Below are 20,777 nucleotides of genomic sequence, written 5' to 3' on the forward strand. Positions count from 1 at the left end.
GGGTGGGGGCGATCAACGACATCATCGACGACTCCGACCGTCCCACCGTGCTGGTCGGAGACCTCAACGCGACCCCGGACACCCCCGAGGTCGCCCAGGTGACCGAGCACCTGGACGACACCTGGCTCACGGCCGGTCAGGGCCCCGGTCACACATACGACGCACTCGACCCGCACGAGCGGATCGACTACGTGCTCGCCTCGCCCGGCATCGACGCGCACCGCGCCCGAGTCCTCGGCGCCCAGGGATCCGATCACCTGCCGGTGAGCGTCGGCATCACCCTGCCGTAGGACCGGGCCACGAGCTCGGCCGACCTGCTGAAGTCCGCGCTCACCGCGAATGCGGAGCCCTTCGCCGACCGCCGGCGGTTCTGGCTCGCCGCTATCTCCTCGCGCTGACCCATGTTCGTTCTCCCGGCCCCGCGGGATTCGCGGGGCTGCTGGTGCCGGACCGGGCGCACCGTACGGCGCGCAGGGCGCGTGAGGAGCGAGCAGCGGACGAGCAGCCTTCCACGCGCGAGGCACGGCAGCGCCGACCTCCGGCGGCCATCGCCCCACCGGCCACGTATTTGAGGAACATCGGTCACCGACCCGTGCCCGCGCGCGGGTGTCCCGGCGTCACGCCGCCCCGGCACACCGGGTCGCCACCTGGCCGATGCCCGATCATGGCCGGACAGTAGAGTTCGGCTGCGTCATCCCCTGAACACCGAGGTACCGGCCGTGACTCTCGCACCACCCGAACAACCCGTCCCACCTGCGGTGACCATCGTGGGAATCGGCGCCGACGGATGGGCGGGACTGACCGACGCGGCGCGCGCGGAGCTCGTCGGAGCACAGGTCCTCATCGGCGGTGCGCGGCAGCTGGCCCTGCTCCCGCCGTCCTGCCGTGGCCACCGGGTGCCGTGGCCCTCGCCGTTGCGGCCCGCCGTCCCGGGCCTGCTCGCCGCACACGCCGGCAGCAGGATCGCCGTACTCGCCAGCGGCGACCCGATGTTCTACGGCATCGGCCGGGCCCTCACCGAGGTGCTGGGCGCCGGTGCGCCGAGGATCCTGCCCCACCCGTCGTCCGTGTCCTACGCCTGTGCCCGGATCGGCTGGCCCCTGGAGGACACCGAGGTCGTCACCCTGGTCGGCCGCCCCGCCGCCCGGCTGGCCGCCGCGCTGCACGACGGCCGGCGGGTAATGGTCCTCAGCGCGGACGCCGGCACCCCGGCCGCGGTCGCCGGACTGCTGCGCGAACAGGGCTTCGGCCCGAGCCGGCTGCGCGTGCTCGAACAGCTCGGCGGAGCGGACGAGGCCTGCGTGGAGGGCACCGCGGACCACTGGCCGCACCCACCGGGCGACCCGCTGAACGTCATCGCGATCGACTGCCGGCGCACGCCCGGAGCACTGCGCCTCGGCGCCGTCCCGGGCCTCCCCGACGAGGCGTACGAACACGACGGCCAGCTCACCAAGCGGCACATCCGGGCCGCGACCCTCGGGGTGCTCGCACCCGCACCCGGCGAACTCCTCTGGGACATCGGCGGAGGCTCGGGATCCATCGCGATCGAATGGATGCGCAGCCACCCGTCCTGCCGCGCGATCACCGTGGAACGCGACCCGGAGCGGGCCGGACGCATCGAGCGCAACGCCGGCCGCCTCGGCGTACCGGCCCTGCGTGTGGTCACCGGCAGGGCCCCCGACGGCCTGGCCGAACTGCCCGCGCCCGACGCCGTGTTCATCGGCGGCGGACTGACCGCGCCCGGCCTCCTCGACACCTGCTGGGACGCCCTGCCGCCCGGTGGACGCCTGGTCGCCAACACGGTCACGCTGGAGTCCGAGGCGCTGCTCGCCGCAGCACACCGCGGGTACGGCGGCGAACTGGTCCGGCTCGCCGTCGCGCACGCCGTACCGGTCGGGGGCTTCACCGGCTGGCGGCAGGCCATGCCGGTCACCCAGTGGTCCGTACGCAAACCCTCGATCAGTACCGCTGCGGAAAGCTCAGCAGAAGAGCCCGCGCAACACCCAGGAGACAACAGATGACCGTGTACTTCATCGGCGCGGGCCCCGGGGCCGCCGACCTGATCACCGTGCGCGGCGCCCGCACGCTCGCCTCCTGCCGGGTGTGCCTGTACGCGGGCAGCCTGGTGCCCCGGGAACTGCTCGCCGAATGCCCCCCGGACGCCCGACTGGTGGACACCGCGCAGCTCGACATCGACCGGATCACCGCCGAGCTGACGGCCGCGCACCGGGCCGGCCACGACGTGGCCCGGCTGCACTCGGGCGACCCCTCGGTGTTCAGCGCGGTCAACGAGCAGATGCGCCGGCTCGACGAGGCCGGGGTGCCCTACGAAGTGGTGCCCGGCGTACCCGCGTTCGCGGCCGCCGCGGCGGCGCTCAAGCGGGAACTGACCGTGCCGACCGTCGGCCAGACCGTCATCCTGACCCGGATCGCCCACCGCGCGACCGCGATGCCGGAGGGCGAGGACCTGGCCACGCTGGGTCGCAGCGGCGCCCTGATCGTGCTGCACCTCGCCGCCCGGTACGCGGACCGCGTCGTCGAGGAACTCGTGCCGCACTACGGGACCGACTGCCCGGCCGCCGTCGTGGCGATGGCCTCACGCCCGGACGAAATCGTCCTGCGCGGAACCCTCGGTACCATCGCCGGGCAGGTGAAGGCGGCGGGTGTGATCCGTACCGCCGTCATCATGGTCGGCCGCACCCTGGGAGCCGAGCAGTTCCGCGACAGCCACCTCTACTCGCCCGGGCGCGAACGCCACGTCTGCTGACGGAGCCATCGCATCGGCCGGGCGGCCGGTCAGCGCACGCCACTGCGCCCGACGACCACGCCCGCCCGGTCGATGCAGATGACGTCGACGGCGACCGGCGCACCCCGCAGCACCGACAGCGCCTGGTCCCGCGCCGTCACGGCCACCAGGTCCCCGAGCGGAACACCCCGCGCGAGACACAGCCGGAGTGCCGCGAGCCCCGTGTTCGCGACCGCGACCTCGGCCGCCAGGGCCTCGTCCGCACCGCCCCGCCGGGCCAGTTCGGCCAGGAAGGGCTTGTCGACCTGGGACCGCGCGGAGTGCAGATCGAGGTGTCCGACGGCGAGCTTCGACAGTTTCGCGAACCCGCCGCAGACCGTCAGCCGGTCCACCGGGTGACGGCGTACGTACTTCAGCACCGCGCCCGCGAAGTCCCCCATGTCGAGCAGCGCGAGCTCCGGCAGCCCGTACTCGGACACCACGGTCCTCTCCGAGGTGGACCCCGTGCACCCGGCCACGTGCGTGTGCCCGGCGGCACGGGCCACGTCCACACCGCGTCGGATCGAGTCGATCCACGCCGAGCAGGAGTACGGCACCACGACACCGGTCGTGCCGAGGATCGACAGACCGCCCAGGATGCCGAGGCGCGGGTTCCAGGTGGAGCGGGCGATCTCCTCGCCGTCGTCCACCGAAACGGTCACCTCGACGTCCCCCGAACCCCGGTGCTCCGCGGCGACCCGCGCGATGTGGTCACGGAGCATCTGCCGCGGCACAGGGTTGATCGCGGGTTCCCCGATGTCGAGCGGCAGCCCGGGAAGAGTGACGGTGCCCACGCCGGGCCCGGCCCGGAACACCACACCCGAGCCCGGCGGCAGCCGACGTACGGTCACCCGGATCAGAGCGCCGTGCGTCACATCCGGGTCGTCGCCCGCGTCCTTGACCACCCCGGCCGTCGCCCGCCCCTCGGCCAGCTCCTCCACCGCCAGCGCGAAAGCGGGTGTCTGCCCCTTGGGTAGGGTGATCGTCACCGGGTCGGGGAAGTCGCCCGTCAGCAGGGCCGTGTACGCGGCGGTCGCCGCCGCGGTCGCACAGGCGCCGGTGGTCCAGCCGGACCGCAGTCCGGTGTGCTTCAGCTGGGCGCTGCGCCCGCCCTCAGTCTCACCCATGGATGGATCCGATGCATGTACTCGTACTCGGCGGCACCACGGAGGCCCGTCGTCTCGCCGAGTTGCTGGTGGAAGTGCTCCCGGCCGGTGCCGGGCTGACGAGTTCGCTCGCCGGACGCGTCTCCGGCCCGAGGCTCCCGCCGGGCGAGGTCCGCATCGGTGGCTTCGGCGGAGCCGACGGGCTCGGCGCATGGCTGCGCACGCACCAGGTGGACGCGCTCATCGACGCCACCCATCCTTTCGCCGGGACGATCAGTTTCAACGCGGCCGCGGCCGCCGCTGCCGCCCATGTTCCCCTGCTCGCCGTGCGCCGTCCCGGGTGGGTGCCCGGCGTGGGCGACGACTGGCATCCGGCCGGTTCCCTCGCCGAGGCGGCGGCGGCCCTGCCCGCGCTGGGGCGGCGCGTGTTCCTCACGACGGGGCGGATGGGGCTGGCCGCCTTCGCCGGCCTGGACGAGCTGTGGTTCCTGATGCGTTCGGTGGACGCCCCCGAACCGCCGTACCCCGCCAGGATGGAAGTCCTGCTCGACCGGGGCCCGTTCACCCTGGACGGAGAGCGCGAGCTGATCCGCCGTCATCGCATCGACGTCGTCGTCACGAAGGACAGCGGAGGCGCCGCCACAGCACCGAAACTCACCGCCGCCCGCGAGGCGCGGATCCCGGTGGTGGTGGTGCGGCGGCCGCCCGTGCCCGAGGGCATCGAGGTCGTCGAAGGCCCGGAACCCGCCGTGGAGTGGCTCCGCGAACACGTCCTCCACCGCGGGTAGCACCGGCCGTCCCGGCTCAGGCCTCCGGATAGCGGCGCGGCGTCCAGACGATCTGCTGCCCGTCACCGCGCCGCACCCAGCGGGTCTGCGAGGACCCGACGAGCAGGATCGTGCGCATGTCGACCTCGGCCGGGTCGAGATCGCCCAGCCGTACGGTCCGTACCTGCTCGGCGGGCCCGCCCACGTCGCGGCCGAGAACCACGGGGGTGTCCGGCGAGCGGTGTTCGAGCAGCAGGTCACGGGCCTTGCCGACCTGCCAGGTACGACTGCGTGACCCGGGGTTGTACAGCGCGAGCACCAGATCCGCCGTCGCCGCCGCGCGCAGCCGCTCCGCGATCACCTCCCACGGCTTGAGCCGGTCCGAGAGCGATATCGTCGCGTAGTCGTGGCCCAGCGGCGCACCCGCCCGGGCCGCGGCGGCGTTGGCGGCCGTCACCCCCGGCAGTACCCGCACCGGCACCTGCGCGTACTCGTCCTGCGAGGCCACCTCCAGGACGGCCGTCGCCATGGCGAAGACCCCGGGGTCGCCGCCGGACACCACGGCCACCCGCCGCCCGCGCCGGGCCAGGTCGAGGGCGAACTCGGCACGCTCCGACTCCACCTTGTTGTCCGAGCCGTGGCGCACCTGCCCCGGCCGGACCGGCACCCGGTCCAGATAGGTGGTGTAGCCGACCAGGTCGTCGGCTGCGGCCAGCGCCCCACGCGTCTCGGGGGTCAGCCACAGCGGCCCGGCCGGTCCGGTGCCGACCACGGTCACCTCGCCGCCCTCCGGGGCACGCTCGGGGCGCGCCGCCCCCACCCTGCTGGGCAGGACCGCGACCGCGAAGTACGGCACCGAATCGGCGTCGACCCCGGTCAGTTCGCCCACGCGTTCCCCGGCCATCGTGGCGCGCTCCACGTAACGCGCCTCGGGCAGCCGCCCGGACGTCTCGAAGGCGCGGCGCACGGCGGGGAACGTACGTCCCAGCTTCATGACCACGGCGGCGTCGGTGGCGGCGAGACGGGCGGTCAGCTCCTCCTCGGGCAGGGTGCCGGGCAGGATGGTCAGCACCTCCTCGCCCTCGACGAGCGGGGTCCCGAGCCGCGCGGCGGCCGCGCTCACCGAGGTGACGCCCGGGATCACCTCGGTCGGGTAGCGGTCGGCGAGCCGCTTGTGCATGTGCATGTACGAGCCGTAGAAGAGCGGGTCGCCCTCGGCCAGCACCGCGACCGTGCGGCCGGCGTCCAGATGCGCCGCCAGACGGGCCGCCGCCTCGGCGTAGAACTCCTCCATCGCCCCCCGGTACCCGCCGGGGTGGTCCGTGGTCTCCGTCGTGACGGGGTAGACCAGCTGCTCCTCGACATGGTCGGCACGGATGTGCTTCGCCGCGATGGACCGGGCGATGGACCGTCCGTGCCGGGCGCTGTGGTACGCGACGACATCGGCCTCGGCGATGATCTCCACCGCGCGTACGGTCATCAGGGCCGGATCGCCGGGGCCGAGCCCGACCCCGTACAGCCGGCCCGTCTTCTGCTCGCTCACGTCTACTCCTCCTCGCTGGCGATCGCGTTGAGGGCGGCTGCCGCGATGGCGCTGCCGCCGCGACGGCCCCGGACGATCAGGTGCTCCAGTCCGGAGGGGTGCGCGGCCAGGGCGTCCTTGGACTCGGCGGCACCGATGAAGCCGACCGGCACACCGATGACCGCGGCGGGGCGCGGCGCGCCCTCCTCGATCATCTCCAGCAGCCGGAACAGCGCGGTCGGTGCGTTCCCGACGGCGACGACCGCGCCTTCCATCCGGTCGCGCCACAGCTCCAGGGCGGCTGCGCTGCGCGTGGTGCCCAACTCCTTCGCGAGCCCGGGCACCGCCGGGTCGGACAGGGTGCACACCACCTCGTTGTCCGCGGGCAGCCGCTTGCGGGTGACACCGCTGGCGACCATGGCCACATCGCACAGGATGGGCGCGCCGGCCCGCAGAGCGGCGCGGGCGCGGGCGACCGCGTCCGGAGTGAAAGCGAGATCACGGACGAGATCGACCATCCCGCAGGCGTGGATCATGCGGACCGCGACCTGGCTCACATCGGCGGGCAGGCCTGCGAGATCCGCCTCCGCGCGGATCGTGGCGAAGGACTGGCGATAGATCGCCGGTCCGTCCTTCTCGTACTGGTGCACAGTGCTTTCGCTCTCTTCCTCGGGCGTGCAACGTCGGGTACAGGGGAGTGGGCGTACGGGGGTCAGCCGCGCCCGCGGCGGGCCGCGGCCACCGCCGCGGCGAGACCGCCGGGGCTGTCGGGGACGCTCACGGGAGCGCCCCGCTCCTCGCCCCGCACAAGGGAGATCCGGTGCCCGTCAGGGGTGGCGACGACATCGACCCACTCGCCGCGGGGGTGCCCGCAGCGGCGTTCGCACCCGGACCAGTACACCGGCAGCAGCCCCGCGCCCCCCACCGAGGCCGCCGCCCGGGCCCGCACATCGGCCAGCGACTTCGCACAGCCGGGCCGGCCGATACAGGCACCCACCCCGGTCCAGGGGGAGTCGGGGCCGACGACGAGACCGGTGGCCCCCAACTCGTCCAGCGACCGGGCGGCCTGCCGCCGCTCCACCCCCGGTACGACGACCCCGCGCCACGGCGTCAGCCTCAACTCACCGGCGCCCCGGTGACGGGCCGTCTCCGTCAGCGACCGCCACTGCGCCGGGGCGATGCGCCCCAGGGGGATGCCGACCGACAGGGCGGTTCCGTCCCGTGGGCCGGTCACGACGCCGGGGGCGGGGCCGTCAGAGTTCGACGGACAGGCGCGGTCCTCGGTGGATTCGGTGCCGGGCCCTGCCTCCCGCAACCGTCGTACGACCTCTTCGAGGAGGGATCCGGCGCCGCCGGGCAGATCCGGTACACGCCAGGCGCCGGTGCCCGACGCCTGCTCCAGGAAGGTCTCGGCCGCCAGGAGGGCGGCCCGCGGCGCCCGTGCGCCCGGTATCCGTGCGGTGGCCGGGGCCGTGCCGATCCGCAGCAGCGCCGTCCCGTCGTCCTGCGCCAGCAGCGTCACATCGCCGCCCAGCGCGTCCACATCGCCACGGCCGTCGTCGAGTACGAACAGGAACCTGCCCGACAGACCCGCCGTCCCTCCGCCCGCGCACAGCAGCGCGTCCAGTTCGGAAAGCCAGGGGCCGACGTCCCGCGCGCCCCGGCCGTCGAGTCCCGAGAGCGGTGAAGCCACGATGTTGCGTATCCGCTCGTGCCGAGCGGAGGGCAACAGCCCCGCCTCTCCCAGCCGGTCGGCCAGTTCGGCTCCGCAGTCCGGACCCAGCCCGCGCAACTGGACGTTGCCGCGCGATGTGAGATGCAACTCACCATCGCCCAGACTCTCCGACAGCGCCCCCAGGGCTTCTGCCTGCACCGCCGTCAGCAGACCGCCGGGAACCCGGACACGGGCCAGCCGGCCGTCGTCCGCCCGGTGCAGCCGAAGCGTGCCGGGGCAGGCGTCACCGCGGTCCCGGGCAGAGGCGTCTCCCGGCGGTGAAGGCGAAGTGGCAGGTCGGGGCATGGCGGCGAGCATACCGACCATCCGACCGGATCCGTATGTCCTCCATCGGTTGACCGGCCCTTACTATGCCTACTGACGAGCCATCCGGCACGTCGTCGCCACAGACGGCGACAGGGGAGGAAGTCCGGTGCGATTCCGGCACGGTCCCGCCACTGTGAGCCCGGCCACGGCCTGGCAAGTCAGGAACTCCCTTCCCCGAACACTCGAACCCGTTCGAGCAGGGGAGCCTCATTCCGACACCGCCCGGGGCGTGGACACCCCGAGGAAGGCCCGACGCTGCATGATCCTGCTCCTGTCGACGTCCGACACCGACCTGCTCAGTGCCCGCGCCTCGGACGGCCCGGTCCCCTACCGCTACGCCAACCCCTCCCGGCTCCCGCTCCAGGACCTGCCCGAGCTGCTCGACGGCGTCGACCTCGTCGTCGTACGCCTCCTCGGCGGCGTACGCGCCTGGCAGGACGGCCTCGACCAAGTCCTCGCCACCGGACGCCCCGTCGTCGTCCTCACCGGCGAACAGGCCCCCGACGCCCAGCTGATGGCCGCCTCCACGGTCCCCATCGGCATCGCCGCCGAGGCCCACGCCTACCTGGCCCACGGCGGCCCCGCCAACCTGGACCAGCTCGCCCGCTTCCTCTCCGACACCGTGCTGCTCACCGGCCACGGCTTCGCACCGCCCGCCCCGGCACCCTCCTGGGGCCCGCTGGAGCGCACCCCCCGGCGCACCGACGGCCCGGTCGTCGCCGTGCTCTACTACCGCGCCCACCACATGAGCGGCAACACCGCGTTCGTCGAGGCGCTCTGCCGTGCCGTCGAGGACGCCGGCGCCCGCGCGCTGCCGCTGTACGTCGCCTCGCTGCGCACCCCCGAGGCCGAACTCATCGAAGAGCTGCGCGCCGCCGACGCGATCGTGACCACCGTCCTCGCCGCGGGCGGCACCCGGCCCGCCGAGGCCTCGGCAGGCGGCGACGACGAGTCCTGGGACGCGGGCGTCCTCAGCGGCCTCGACGTACCCATCCTGCAGGCCCTCTGCCTCACCGGTTCACGCACCGACTGGGAGGACAACGACGAGGGCGTCTCCCCGCTCGACGCCGCCAGCCAGATCGCGGTCCCCGAGTTCGACGGCCGCCTGATCACCGTGCCGTTCTCGTTCAAGGAGATCGACGAGGACGGCCTGCCCGCGTACGTCGCCGACACCGAGCGCGCCGCCCGCGTCGCCGGGATCGCCGTGCGCCACGCCCGGCTGCGCCACATCCCGGCCGCCGAGAAGCGGATCGCGCTCGTCCTGTCCGCGTACCCGACCAAGCACTCCCGGATCGGCAACGCCGTCGGCCTCGACACCCCGGCCAGCGCCGTCGCCCTGCTGCGCCGACTCCGCGCCGAGGGATACGACTTCGGCACGCGGGAAGTCCCCGGCCTCGTGTCGGGCGACGGCGACGAGCTGATCCGCGCGCTGATCGAGGCGGGCGGCCACGACCAGGAGTGGCTCACCGAGGAGCAGCTGGCCCGCAACCCGGTCCGCATCCCGGCCGCCGACTACCGGCGCTGGTACGCGACCCTCCCGGCCGAGCTCCGCGAAGCCGTCGAGCGGCACTGGGGCCCCGCCCCGGGCGAGATGTTCGTGGACCGGTCGGCCAACCCGGACGGCGACATCGTGCTCGCCGCCCTGCGCCACGGCAATCTGCTCATCCTCATCCAGCCGCCGCGCGGCTTCGGCGAGAACCCGATCGCGATCTACCACGACCCCGATCTGCCGCCCTCGCACCACTACCTGGCCGCCTACCGCTGGATCGCCGCCCGGGCCGACGACAACGGCTTCGGCGCCGACGCGATGATCCACCTCGGCAAGCACGGCAACCTGGAGTGGCTGCCCGGCAAGAACGCAGGCCTCTCCGCCGCCTGCGGCCCCGACGCCGCCCTCGGCGACCTCCCGCTGGTCTACCCGTTCCTGGTCAACGACCCGGGCGAGGGGACACAGGCCAAGCGGCGCGTCCACGCCACCCTCGTGGACCACCTGGTACCGCCGATGGCACGCGCCGACAGCTACGGGGACATCGCCCGCCTCGAACAACTCCTGGACGAGCACGCCCAGATCGCGGCGATGGACCCGGCGAAGCTCCCGGCGATCCGCGCACAGATCTGGACCCTGATCCAGGCCGCCAAGCTCGACCACGACCTGGGACTCGAGGACCGTCCGGAGGACGAGGGCTTCGACGAGTTCATCATGCATCTCGACGGCTGGCTCTGTGAGATCAAGGACGCCCAGATCCGCGACGGCCTGCACGTCCTGGGCGGCGCCCCGGCAGGTGCCGACCGGGTCAACCTCGTCCTCGCGATCCTGCGCGCCCGCCAGATCTGGGGCGGCACGGCCTCCCTGCCGGGCCTGCGCGAGGCATTGGGACTCGACGAGTCCGCCGCGACCCGCGTCACCGCCGACGAGGCCGAGGAGCGGGCCCGCGCCCTGGTCCAGGCGATGGAGGACGCGGACTGGTCCCCGGACGCCGTCGCCGAGGTGGCCGCCGGCCACCCGCGGGCGGTCGCCGACATCCTCGGCTTCGCGGCCCGCGAGGTGGTGCCGAGGCTGGCCGCCACGACCGACGAACTCGACCACACCCTGCACGCGCTGGACGGCGGATTCGTCCCCGCCGGACCCTCCGGCTCCCCGCTCCGCGGCCTGGTCAACGTCCTGCCGACCGGCCGCAACTTCTACTCCGTCGATCCCAAGGCCGTGCCCTCACGTCTCGCCTGGGAGACCGGCCAGGCCCTGGCCGACTCGCTCCTGGAGCGCTACCGCACCGACAACGGCGACTGGCCCACCTCGGTCGGCCTGTCCCTGTGGGGCACCAGCGCGATGCGCACCGCCGGTGACGACGTCGCCGAAGCCTTCGCCCTGCTCGGCGTCCGCCCGGTCTGGGACGACGCCTCGCGCCGCGTCACCGGCCTGGAGGCGATCCCGCCGGCCGAACTCGGCCGCCCGCGCATCGACGTCACCCTGCGCATCAGTGGTTTCTTCCGCGACGCCTTCCCGCACACCATCGGCCTGCTCGACGACGCGGTCCGCCTCGTCGCCTCCCTGGACGAGCCCGCCGAGCAGAACCACGTACGCGCCCACACCCAGGCCGACCTGGCCGCCCACGGCGACGAACGCCGCGCCACCACCCGTATCTTCGGCTCCCGCCCCGGTACGTACGGCGCCGGACTGCTCCAGCTCATCGACTCCCGCGACTGGCGCACCGACGCGGACCTCGCCGAGGTGTACACGGTGTGGGGCGGCTACGCCTACGGACGCGAACTCGACGGCCGCCCGGCCCGGGAGGAGATGGAGACGGCGTACAAGCGGATCGCGGTCGCGGCCAAGAACACCGACACCCGTGAACACGACATCGCCGACTCGGACGACTACTTCCAGTACCACGGCGGCATGGTGGCCACCGTCCGCGCCCTGCGCGGCACGGCCCCGGAGGCGTACATCGGCGACTCCACCCGCCCCGAGACGGTCCGCACCCGCACCCTGGTGGAGGAGACCTCACGGGTCTTCCGCGCCCGGGTCGTGAACCCCAAGTGGATCGAGGCGATGCGCCGGCACGGCTACAAGGGCGCCTTCGAGCTGGCCGCCACCGTCGACTACCTCTTCGGCTACGACGCGACGACGGGCGTGGTCGCCGACTGGATGTACGACAAGCTCACCGAGACGTACGTCCTGGACCCGGTCAACCGCGAGTTCCTCCAGCAGGCCAACCCCTGGGCCCTGCACGGCATCGCGGAACGCCTCCTGGAGGCGGAGTCCCGCGGCATGTGGGCCAAGTCCGACCCGGCGGTCCTCGAAGCGCTGCGCCAGGCATACCTGGAGACGGAGGGCAACCTGGAGGGCGAGGACTGACCCCCGGGACCCGGCCATCCGGCAGCGACTTACGACCGGGCCCCGGCCGCAGCAGCGGCCGGGGCCCGGTCCGCCGTCCGGCTGTTCTCCGTGCCGGCCCGCGTCCCCGTGCCCCGGATGGCGGTGATCGCCGCACTCGGCTGTTTCCCGCCACCGCCCGGGAAAGCGTGTGTACGAGTGACATGGCGCCGAGGACACCGCCGCCGGGCATAGTGTCGCCGGTGACGTGGAAGCGATCTACGCATGACCGAAAGTGACAGTCCTCATATCTCGATGCCCAGGATCACCGTGCTGGGAGTGCAGCCCGGTGATCCGCCCTTCCGTCTGGTGGAGGTCGACGGGGAGGTTGTCAGCGCCGCGACATCGATGATGGATGTGCTCAGTGCCGCCTCGGCCGCAGGAATCAAGGTCCACGACCTCGACGACCCCGACGTGGTGCGGTGGGTGGGCGGCGGCAAGTACGTCTGGAGGCCGCACTGACAGTTCTTCCGTAGCCGACCGTGCGCGACACGGCCGAGTGGCCCGGACACCGTCGAGCCGGGCCACCGGTCAGCCCCGGTACAGCTCGCAGCCGTCCGACCGGGCACCGCCGCCCGACTCGCACAGGCTCGCGTGGGCCGGTACGGCCGCCACGGCGATTCCCGCCACGGCAGCGGCCGCGACGACGGTGGCCTTGAGCTTCCGCAGGCCGATGACCGACTCCTTCGGTGTTGCGTCGATGGCCGACCCGCTGGGACGCGCGAACACACCGACGTACGACAACACCGACGTACGACAACACCGCACACGCACACACCGACAGACGAACACACCGACACGCGAACCCCGGCGAGCCGTCACGAGCCGGTGCCGACGGCCCGGCAGGCCCCGAACTCTCGCGCCCCGCGCTGACGTTCCGCACACGTTTCGCTGACGTTTCGCTGATGTCGCAGGTGTGGCCCCGCCGCACCGGGGCCGGACCTGCGACGACGGCCTGCGTGGCCTCAGGCCAGTGATGCCGCGCGGGCGGGGTCTATGGCGTACTGGAGAGGCTCGTCATGTATAAAGCGTCGGAGTTCGTCGAGCACAAGCTCTCCGAGACGATGACGTTCGGCCCCGAGGGCGCCGCCGAGGTGGGGTGTCAGGACCACGTTGGGAAGGGTGAAGAGTGGCGAGTCATGGGCGGGAGGCTCCGGGTGCGTGACATCGAGTACGGCGGTGAGATCGGGTCTGGCGCGCAGGACCTCCGCCGCGGCGGCCTCGTCGACGAGCGCGCCACGGGCGGTGTTGATCAGCGTCGCGCCCGGCCCCAGGGAGTTCAGCAGTCGTGCCCCGATCGTGCCGCGGGTCTCGGGCAGGAGCGGGGCGTGGAGACTGACGACGTGGCTGGTGGCGAACAGTTCCTCGATGCCGACGAGCCGGACGCCCGTCCGGCGGGCGGTGTCCTGGGAGGCGAGGGGGTCCGTGGCGAGGACCTCGATGTCGAAACGCCCGAGGTGGGACGCGACGAGACGGCCGATGTGCCCGAGCCCCAGCAGGCCCACACGTGACCGGTAGGCCCCCGGCACCTGGGGGTTGTGGGGGAAGCGGCGACTGCTCGCCACCTCGCGGGTGATGCGGTGTACCTGCTTCAGCCCGAGGAGGACCTGGGCAAGGGTGAACTCGGCCACCGGGATCGCGTTGGCCGGGGCGGCGGAGACGATCGGGATGCCGCGCTCCCAGAAGGCGGGTGTGGTCAGGTGCCGCACGGAACCCGCGGCGACGAGGACCGCCCGCAGCCGGGGGGCGTGCGAGAGGAGGGCGGCATCGAGTACGGGCGCGCCCCAGCCCGTGAGCAGGACGTCCACGCGCCGCAACACCGCGGGGTCCGCGTCGAGTTGCTCCCGTGTGAGGGGCGGGCCCTGCAGATGTACGAGACGTTCGACTTCGGCCAGGACCTCAGGGGGGTAGACGTCCGCCCTGCGTTCTTCCTCCATGACCAACAGCGCTGTCGGCCTGTGTGCCGGCTCGTTCATGACGTAACGCTCCTCAGCTCCTCGCTGACAGACCATCAGCGAATCGACCCGTGGGCCCTGATCGGGCGCGTGGGGAAATGTCTGACCGGATGTTGAAGATTGGCGTGGCTTGTTCGTTGCCTTGGTCGGCGCGCTTGCAGCACGATACATCGGATGATTGAAAGGCCATCGGATGGACCTCGGTCATTCGGTGCTTGCCGCCCCGGCCGCTCTCGCGTCCGGGTGTGCTCGGCGCCCGGGTGGTTAATCACCTCTCCGGGCGGCTGAACTACCGGTTCACCAGGTAATTTAACGGGGCGTTCGATGGTGTTCGACCCTGTTGGGGAGGTGTCGGGTGGCGGGGGTCCAGCGCGGCCATGTGTCCGGCGGGGTTCTTGTGGGTTGGCGTGAGACTTTTGCATTCATCGGACTATTGACCGAAGGATTCGGACGCGGTTAGCGTCCCAGCAAGCGCTTTCCAGGCCAGCTGTGATGCGGCGAAAACAGGAGTTGTCATGCAGAGATCGCGGTGGATCGGTGCGGGTGTTCTCGCTTCCGCACTGGTCCTCACCAGCTGTACATCGGGGCCTGCGGGAGTGGATGCCAAGCAGAACTCGAAGGCACCGCTCGAACTGTGGACCCGGACGACACCGGGCGGACCGGGAGAGCAGGGAGCGATCAAACTCGCTGCCGCCTTCGAGAAGGCCACGGGCTACAAGGTCAAGGTCACCGCGATCTTCGACGACTTCGAGACCAAGCTGCAGCAGCGCGCCGCGCAGAAGAACCTGCCCGACATCGTCATGAACGATGTGACGCAACTCGGGGCCATGCACAGCCAGGGCCTGCTCCGGGAGATCGACCTGGACAAGATCAAGAACGCCGCGCAGGCCGTCGGTCAGGGGCTGGACTCCGGCAAGAGCGTGGACGGGAAGCAGTTCGGCCTGCCGTACTCGGCGCAGGCGTCCGCACTGCTCATCCGCAAGGACTGGCGGGAGAAGCTGAAGCTCGAAGTCCCCAGGAGCTGGGACGACTTCGCCGCGATGGCCGAGGCGTTCACCACCAAGGACCCCGACGGCGACGGCAAGAAGAACACGTACGGCCTCGCCGCCCCGCTGTCCACCAAGCGCGGATACGCCTCCTGGTACTTCTCCAACTTCCTCTGGGCCGCGGGCGGGGACTTCATCACCGAGACCGGGGACAGCAGGTACAAACCCGCGATGAGCACGGAGGAATCGGTCCGGGCCGTGCAGTGGTTCCGTGACCTCGGCTGCAAGTCCAAGGTCGTCCAGCCGGGCGCCGTCACCATGGAGACCCCGCCCACCAACGAGACCTTCGAGGCCGGCCGGACCGGCATGTTCGTCGTCGGCCCGTATCTGCTGCCCCGCTTCGACGAGACCCTCGGCAAGGACAAGTACGAGGTGGTGCCGATGCCCAAGGGGCCGAAGGACGCCACCGTGCTCGCCGAGGGAGGGTCCGTCTACCTCATGGCCGGCTCCGAGAACATGGCGGGCCAGGACGCCTTCGCCGACTTCGCCATCTCCGCCGAGGGCCAGAAGACCGGGATGGCGGGCGACACCGGCTTCACCGTGCAGCTGCCCGTCAACAAGACGGTGGACATCACCAAGGTCCGTCCCGACCCGCGCTGGAAGACCTACGCCGAGATCTACCAGGAATCCGGCCGGTACGCGCCGTCCATCCCCAACTGGACCCCGGTGCGGCAGACGACCGCCGAGACCGTCAACGCGCTGATGGCCGACTGCGGCCTGGACACCCGGACCAAGCTGAAGGAGCTCGACAAGCAGCTCGCCGACATCCTCAAGGAACAGGGAATCGCCGCGTCATGAGTCTTGACCAGGCGGATCCGGCCGCCCTCCCGGCGGCCGGGCCCGCCACCCGGAAAACGGGCCGCGCGGCCGGCGGGGCCGCCGGCCGCCGGGGGCACGACCGCCGGTCGGGCCGGTGGTGGACGCCGTGGCTGTTCCTCGCCCCGGCACTGCTCCTCTTCCTGTACTTCAAGTTCATCCCCATGGTCAGCGCGCTGACCATGTCCTTCCAGGACGTCCAGCCCTACCTCGGCAACAAGTGGGTCGGCACCGAGAACTACGCCACGGTCCTCCAGTCCGACGGCTTCCGCGAGGCCGCCTGGCACACCGTGGTCCTCGCCGCCGGGCAGACGGCCGGTTCGATGGCTCTCGGCCTCGCGCTCGCGCTGCTGATGGAGGGCCAGGGACGCCGACTGGGATTCGTGCGCTCCGCGGCGTTCCTGCCGGTCGTGGTGCCGATCGCGGTCGTCGCCGAACTGTGGCGGATCATGTACCACCCGACCTCGGACGGCATGCTCAACTCCATCCTCGGTCTGGTGGGACTGGGCCCCTCGGGGTTCATCAACGACCCCGACACATCGATGGCCTCCATCATGCTCACCGGCATCTGGCGGGGCGCCCCCTACGACATGATGATCTTCCTCGCCGGCCTCACCAGTGTGGACCGCGGTCTGTACGAGGCCGCGAAGGTCGACGGCGCCTCCAGACGGCAACGGGTCTGGCACGTGACGGTGCCCGGACTGCGGTCGGTGTTCTCGATCCTGTTCATCCTCGCCGCGATCCGCGGACTGCGCGTGTTCACCGAGGTGTTCCTGCTCACCAACGGTGGGCCCGACGGCTCCACCGAGGTCGTGATGACCCTGATCTACAAGCTCGGACTGGAGCAGAACAGACTCGGCGTCGGCGCTGCGGGAGCCGTCCTGCTGTTCATCGCGACGCTGATCCTCACAGTCGTCGTCCATCTGCTGCGACGGAGAGAGAGCAAATGAACGCGCCGACCGAGACCGCGCTGGGCCTGACGGAGAGCAGGAGTCCGGGCGGGCGGATCCTGAAGGCCGTCACCTATCTGCTGGTCCTGATCGTCTTCGCCGGGCCCCTGCTGGCCCTGCTGGTCAGCGCCTTCAGCCAGGTCAAGGACCCGACTCAGCTGAGCGTCATCCCCTCGGGTGCCACCCTGGACAACTTCAGGATCGCCTTCGACCAGGGCGTGCTCGCGTACCTGCTGAACTCCTTCTTCGTGGTCGGCTTCGGCCTGCTGCTCCAGGTGGCCGTCTCCGTACTGGCCGGATACGCCCTGGCCAGGAAGGTCTTCCCGGGGATGACGCTGGTGCTCGTCGCCATCCTGGCGACGCTGATGCTGCCCGAGGAGATCCTCGCCCTCCCGCTGTCCGTGATCCTCTCCGACCTGCCGGTCGTCCACTTCAACCTCATCGGCACCCTGGCCGGAATGATCGTTCCGCTGGGGGCCTGGGGATTCTCCATCCTCGTGATGACCGAGTTCATGAAGGACGTGCCCCGGGAACTCGAAGAGGCCGCCCGCATCGACGGCGCCGGGGACCTGCGCATCTTCGCCCAGATCATCCTGCCGATGTGCAAGCCCGCACTCGGGGTCATCGGAGTCTTCGGCTTCACCATGATCTGGGACCAGTACCTGCTGCCCCTCCTGGTCTCCACGGACTCCTCCTCGTACACGCTCCCGCTGGCGCTGCGGACCCTGCGGATCGACCCCGCCGTCACTCCCGGAGTGGTGATGGCCGCCTCCCTGCTGGCCCTGCTCCCCTCCGTGATCGTCTTCCTGTTCTTCCAGCGGTCCTTCGTGCACGGCCTGTCCTCCGGCGCCCTGAAGGGCTGACCGGCAGGCCGCCCGCACACGCCCCGTACCACCAGCCCTCCGGCGGCGCACCGCACACGCCGCCGGACGCCGACGACAAGGAACGATGCCCCATGACCCCGAGCGCCGAAACCCCGGCTCCCGCGCCCGCCCCGGACACGACCTGGTTCACCACCGACCGGTTCGGCATGTTCGTCCACTGGGGCCTGTACTCGCTTCCCGCACGGCACGAGTGGGTCAAGAACCGCGAGAAGCTGACCGACGAGCAGTACCAGGTCTACTTCGACCACTTCGACCCCGACCGCTACGACCCGGTCCAGTGGGCCAGGGCGGCGAGGGCGGCGGGCATGCGGTACGTCGTCCTGACCACCAAGCACCACGACGGCTTCTGCCTGTGGGACAGCGCCCTCACCGAGTACAAGGTCACCAACACCCCGCACGGCCGCGACCTCGTCGGGCCGTTCGTCGAGGCATGCCGCGCCGAAGGGCTCAAGGTCGGCCTCTACTACTCCCTCATCGACTGGCACCACCCGTCGTTCCCGGTGGACGGAATCCATCCGCAGCGCGACGACGAGGAGTTCAAGGCCGCGGCCGCCGGCCGGGACATCCGCGAGTACCGGCGTTATCTGCACGGCCAGGTCCGCGAGCTGCTGACGTCCTTCGGCCGCGTGGACTACCTGTTCTTCGACTTCTCGTACGCGGGCCGGATCTGGTGGGGCGGCAAGGGGCCGGACGACTGGGACTCCCCGAAGCTGCTGTCGATGGTCCGCGAACTCCAGCCGCACGTCCTCGTCAACGACCGGACCGGCCTGCCCGGCGACTTCATCACCCCCGAGCAGTACCAGCCCTCGGGCCCCATGACCAAGGACGGCCGGCCCGTGCTGTGGGAGGCGTGCCAGACGCTCAACGGGAGCTGGGGCTACGACCGCGACAACCTGGACCACAAGAGCGCCGACCTGCTGATCCGCATGCTGGTCGACGGGGTGTCCAAGGGCGGCAATCTGCTGCTCAATGTCGGCCCGACGGGCCGCGGCGACCTCGAACCGCGTGCCGTCGCCGTCCTCGGGGAGATCGGCCGGTGGATGGACCTGCACGAGCGGTCGGTCCGCGGCTGCGGCCCGTCCCCGTACACCGCACCCGCCGAATGCCGGTACACCCAGCGCGGCGACCGGCTCTACGTCCATCTGTTCGCCTGGCCGCTGCGCCATCTGCACCTGCCGGGGCTCGCCGGCCGGGTGCGCTACGCCCAGTTGCTGAACGACGCCTCCGAGATCACCCAGGTCCACATCGACCCGGACCGGGCCGCGCTCAACACCGAGATGGGCGGCCAGCCCGCCGGAACGCTCACGCTGGAGATCCCGGTCCAGCGCCCCGACACCGCCGTGCCCGTCATCGAGCTGTTCCTGGACGCTCCGGCCGACCCGGCCGACGGCTGAGCCCACCGACCACCGACGGCCTGCACGGCCGACGGCTGATGCGGCCGACCGCCGGACGGGCCCGGCCCACGATCCACCACCACACTCACGGAGGCATCATGCAACGCCGCACGTTCCTCATGGCCACCGCGGCAGGGGCGGCGCTGACCGTCGTCCCCACCGGCGGTCTGCCGACCGCGAGCGCGACGGCCCCGGCCACCGTCGGCTCGCTGGACGAGCTCCAGGCCGCGATCGACCGGGCACGACCGGGCGACCGCATCGTCGTGGCCGACGGCGGATACACCGTCCCGTCGGGCCGCCCCCTGACCATCCGGAACAAGCAGGGAACCGAGCGCGCGCCCATCACCGTCGTCGCCCGGACCCCCGGCGGCGTCGTCCTCGACGGTGAACAGAGCTTCGTCCTCGACGCGTCCAGCCACATCACCATCAGCGGCTTCTCCTTCCGCCAGAGCAGCACCCTGGACATCCCGCCGAACTGCTCGCACATCAGGCTGACCCGCAACGACTTCCAGCTCGCCGACATCGAGGGCCTGCACTGGGTGATGGTGCGCGCGGACGACAGCAAGGTCGACCACAACCACTTCCACGGCAAGTCCACGCTCGGCATCTACCTCGGCATCGAGGGCGCGGGTACGGAGGAGATGGCACAGCGCGTCCATGTGTTCAGGAACTACTTCTCCGACCACACCTTCGCCGGGGACAACGGCGGGGAGCCGATCCGGCTCGGCGTGAGCCCCCGGGCACTGTCCAGCGCCCACGCGGTCGTGGAGCACAACCTGTTCGAGCGCGCCAACGGCGACCCCGAGGCCATCTCCGTCAAGAGCTCGGACAACATCATCCGGCACAACACCATCCGCGACAGCCTCGGCGGGATCGTCCTGAGGCACGGCAACCGCAACCGGGTGGAGGCCAACCATCTCGTCGCCGGCACGGAAGGCGTACGGATCTACGGCAACGACCATGTGATCGTCAACAACCACCTCGCGGGTCTGTCCGGCCGGGCCCTGGTGATCGGCAGCGGTTCGGAGCGCGACCACCTGCCCGGCGAGACACCCGAAGCGCGCCGCGGCAACGACGCACCCGACCGGGTCCTCATCGCCCACAACACCCTGGTGAACAACAAGGGCACACTCTCCGGCGAGAGCCAGCGCCCCCACGAGCCGCGCGATGTGACCGTCGCGGACAATCTGTTCGTCGGGGACTCGGGCGAGCTGGTCGCGATGGCGAACACCGTACGGTTCACCTGGTCCGGCAACATCCTGTGGGGTGCCGCCGCCGACGGCAACATCCCCGCCGACGGCTGCACCCGCGTCGACCCGAAGCTGGTCACGGGCCCGGACGGGGTGGCCCGGCTGGCCGCTGACAGCCCGGCGATCGGCGCGGGCACACTGAGGCGGTCACCGGTCACCCACGACATCGACGGGGACCCGCGCGGCCGGCACCAGGACGTGGGCGCCGACGAGTACGCGAAACGGGCACCCAGGCACCGGCCGCTGACCCCGGCCGACGTCGGTCCGCACGCCCGCTGACCACCCGCCCGAACGGGACAGCCGGCCCGGTCCGCCACCGGCTGTCCCCACCATCACCGGTCGGCCGGCGACGTCCAGCGCGGGGGCTGTACGGACCGGCCCGTCACG

17 protein-coding genes and 1 riboswitch are annotated in these 20,777 nt (G+C 71.7%); of the genes, 11 read left to right on the forward strand and 6 right to left on the reverse strand.

Annotated elements, in window-relative coordinates; all coding sequences use genetic code 11:
* Nucleotides 1-2 precede the first annotated feature (2 nt).
* The 3 genes from ACWCPY_RS05670 to cobM all read left to right on the forward strand — a co-directional run bounded on the left by ACWCPY_RS05670 (nucleotide 3) and on the right by cobM (nucleotide 2,767).
* Nucleotides 3-290, forward strand: a complete 288-nt coding sequence (locus ACWCPY_RS05670; RefSeq protein WP_451263045.1) for an endonuclease/exonuclease/phosphatase family protein — start codon at nucleotides 3-5, stop codon at nucleotides 288-290.
* Between the two features lie 429 nt (nucleotides 291-719).
* Entirely contained in the window at nucleotides 720-2,021 is a 1,302-nt protein-coding gene (gene cbiE, locus ACWCPY_RS05675) for a precorrin-6y C5,15-methyltransferase (decarboxylating) subunit CbiE (protein WP_451263046.1), read from the forward strand.
* Entirely contained in the window at nucleotides 2,018-2,767 is a 750-nt protein-coding gene (gene cobM / locus ACWCPY_RS05680) for a precorrin-4 C(11)-methyltransferase (protein WP_451263047.1), read from the forward strand. Before cbiE ends, cobM begins: the two co-directional genes overlap by 4 nt.
* Before the next feature lie 29 nt (nucleotides 2,768-2,796).
* Here cobM and ACWCPY_RS05685 read toward each other — a convergent pair whose 3' ends face one another.
* Entirely contained in the window at nucleotides 2,797-3,912 is a 1,116-nt protein-coding gene (locus tag ACWCPY_RS05685; protein WP_451263048.1) for a cobalt-precorrin-5B (C(1))-methyltransferase, read from the reverse strand.
* Between the two features lie 11 nt (nucleotides 3,913-3,923).
* Here ACWCPY_RS05685 and ACWCPY_RS05690 point away from each other — a divergent pair, with 11 nt between their 5' ends.
* Nucleotides 3,924-4,679: a cobalt-precorrin-6A reductase gene (locus ACWCPY_RS05690; protein ID WP_451263049.1), complete on the forward strand. Its 756-nt coding sequence runs from the start codon at nucleotides 3,924-3,926 to the stop codon at nucleotides 4,677-4,679.
* A gap of 16 nt (nucleotides 4,680-4,695) precedes the next feature.
* Here ACWCPY_RS05690 and ACWCPY_RS05695 read toward each other — a convergent pair whose 3' ends face one another.
* From ACWCPY_RS05695 to cobG, 3 genes are all read right to left on the reverse strand, one after another.
* Nucleotides 4,696-6,201, reverse strand: coding sequence for a precorrin-2 C(20)-methyltransferase (locus ACWCPY_RS05695; protein ID WP_451263050.1), 1,506 nt, complete (start codon nucleotides 6,199-6,201; stop codon nucleotides 4,696-4,698).
* 2 nt (nucleotides 6,202-6,203) lie between these two features.
* Nucleotides 6,204-6,830 (reverse strand): precorrin-8X methylmutase, encoded by a 627-nt coding sequence (locus tag ACWCPY_RS05700; protein ID WP_451263051.1) that lies wholly within the window; start codon nucleotides 6,828-6,830, stop codon nucleotides 6,204-6,206.
* 62 nt (nucleotides 6,831-6,892) lie between these two features.
* A complete protein-coding gene (gene cobG, locus ACWCPY_RS05705) occupies nucleotides 6,893-8,212 on the reverse strand; it encodes a precorrin-3B synthase (RefSeq protein ID WP_451263191.1) in 1,320 nt (439 codons plus the stop codon).
* Between the two features lie 100 nt (nucleotides 8,213-8,312).
* Nucleotides 8,313-8,393: riboswitch (adenosylcobalamin (AdoCbl) riboswitch) on the forward strand.
* 87 nt (nucleotides 8,394-8,480) lie between these two features.
* Here cobG and cobN point away from each other — a divergent pair.
* Entirely contained in the window at nucleotides 8,481-12,077 is a 3,597-nt protein-coding gene (gene cobN / locus ACWCPY_RS05710; RefSeq protein WP_451263052.1) for a cobaltochelatase subunit CobN, read from the forward strand.
* 243 nt (nucleotides 12,078-12,320) lie between these two features.
* Nucleotides 12,321-12,557, forward strand: a complete 237-nt coding sequence (locus ACWCPY_RS05715; protein ID WP_451263053.1) for a hypothetical protein — start codon at nucleotides 12,321-12,323, stop codon at nucleotides 12,555-12,557.
* 69 nt (nucleotides 12,558-12,626) lie between these two features.
* Here the strand turns inward: ACWCPY_RS05715 and ACWCPY_RS05720 are convergent, their stop codons facing one another.
* Both ACWCPY_RS05720 and ACWCPY_RS05725 read right to left on the reverse strand, forming a co-directional pair.
* Nucleotides 12,627-12,842 (reverse strand): hypothetical protein, encoded by a 216-nt coding sequence (locus ACWCPY_RS05720; RefSeq protein ID WP_451263054.1) that lies wholly within the window; start codon nucleotides 12,840-12,842, stop codon nucleotides 12,627-12,629.
* Nucleotides 12,843-13,060: 218 nt separating this feature from the next.
* On the reverse strand, nucleotides 13,061-14,071 hold the full coding sequence (locus ACWCPY_RS05725; protein WP_451263055.1) for a hydroxyacid dehydrogenase: 1,011 nt from the start codon (nucleotides 14,069-14,071) through the stop codon (nucleotides 13,061-13,063).
* A 494-nt stretch (nucleotides 14,072-14,565) separates the two neighbouring features.
* On the opposite strand from ACWCPY_RS05725, the gene ACWCPY_RS05730 reads away from it, so the two are divergent.
* The 5 genes from ACWCPY_RS05730 to ACWCPY_RS05750 all read left to right on the forward strand — a co-directional run bounded on the left by ACWCPY_RS05730 (nucleotide 14,566) and on the right by ACWCPY_RS05750 (nucleotide 20,669).
* The gene (locus tag ACWCPY_RS05730; RefSeq protein ID WP_451263056.1) at nucleotides 14,566-15,894 is read left to right on the forward strand and encodes a sugar ABC transporter substrate-binding protein; all 1,329 of its coding nucleotides are present in this window, start codon (nucleotides 14,566-14,568) and stop codon (nucleotides 15,892-15,894) included.
* The gene (locus ACWCPY_RS05735) at nucleotides 15,891-16,862 is read left to right on the forward strand and encodes a carbohydrate ABC transporter permease (RefSeq protein ID WP_451263057.1); all 972 of its coding nucleotides are present in this window, start codon (nucleotides 15,891-15,893) and stop codon (nucleotides 16,860-16,862) included. Before ACWCPY_RS05730 ends, ACWCPY_RS05735 begins: the two co-directional genes overlap by 4 nt.
* Nucleotides 16,859-17,725: a carbohydrate ABC transporter permease gene (locus ACWCPY_RS05740; protein WP_072488495.1), complete on the forward strand. Its 867-nt coding sequence runs from the start codon at nucleotides 16,859-16,861 to the stop codon at nucleotides 17,723-17,725. Before ACWCPY_RS05735 ends, ACWCPY_RS05740 begins: the two co-directional genes overlap by 4 nt.
* Nucleotides 17,726-17,817: 92 nt before the next feature.
* Nucleotides 17,818-19,140, forward strand: a complete 1,323-nt coding sequence (locus ACWCPY_RS05745; protein WP_451263058.1) for an alpha-L-fucosidase — start codon at nucleotides 17,818-17,820, stop codon at nucleotides 19,138-19,140.
* Between the two features lie 98 nt (nucleotides 19,141-19,238).
* Nucleotides 19,239-20,669: a polysaccharide lyase 6 family protein gene (locus tag ACWCPY_RS05750; RefSeq protein WP_451263060.1), complete on the forward strand. Its 1,431-nt coding sequence runs from the start codon at nucleotides 19,239-19,241 to the stop codon at nucleotides 20,667-20,669.
* The last annotated feature ends 108 nt before the right edge of the window (nucleotides 20,670-20,777 follow it).

This window comes from Streptomyces sp. NPDC002403, from assembly GCF_053593015.1.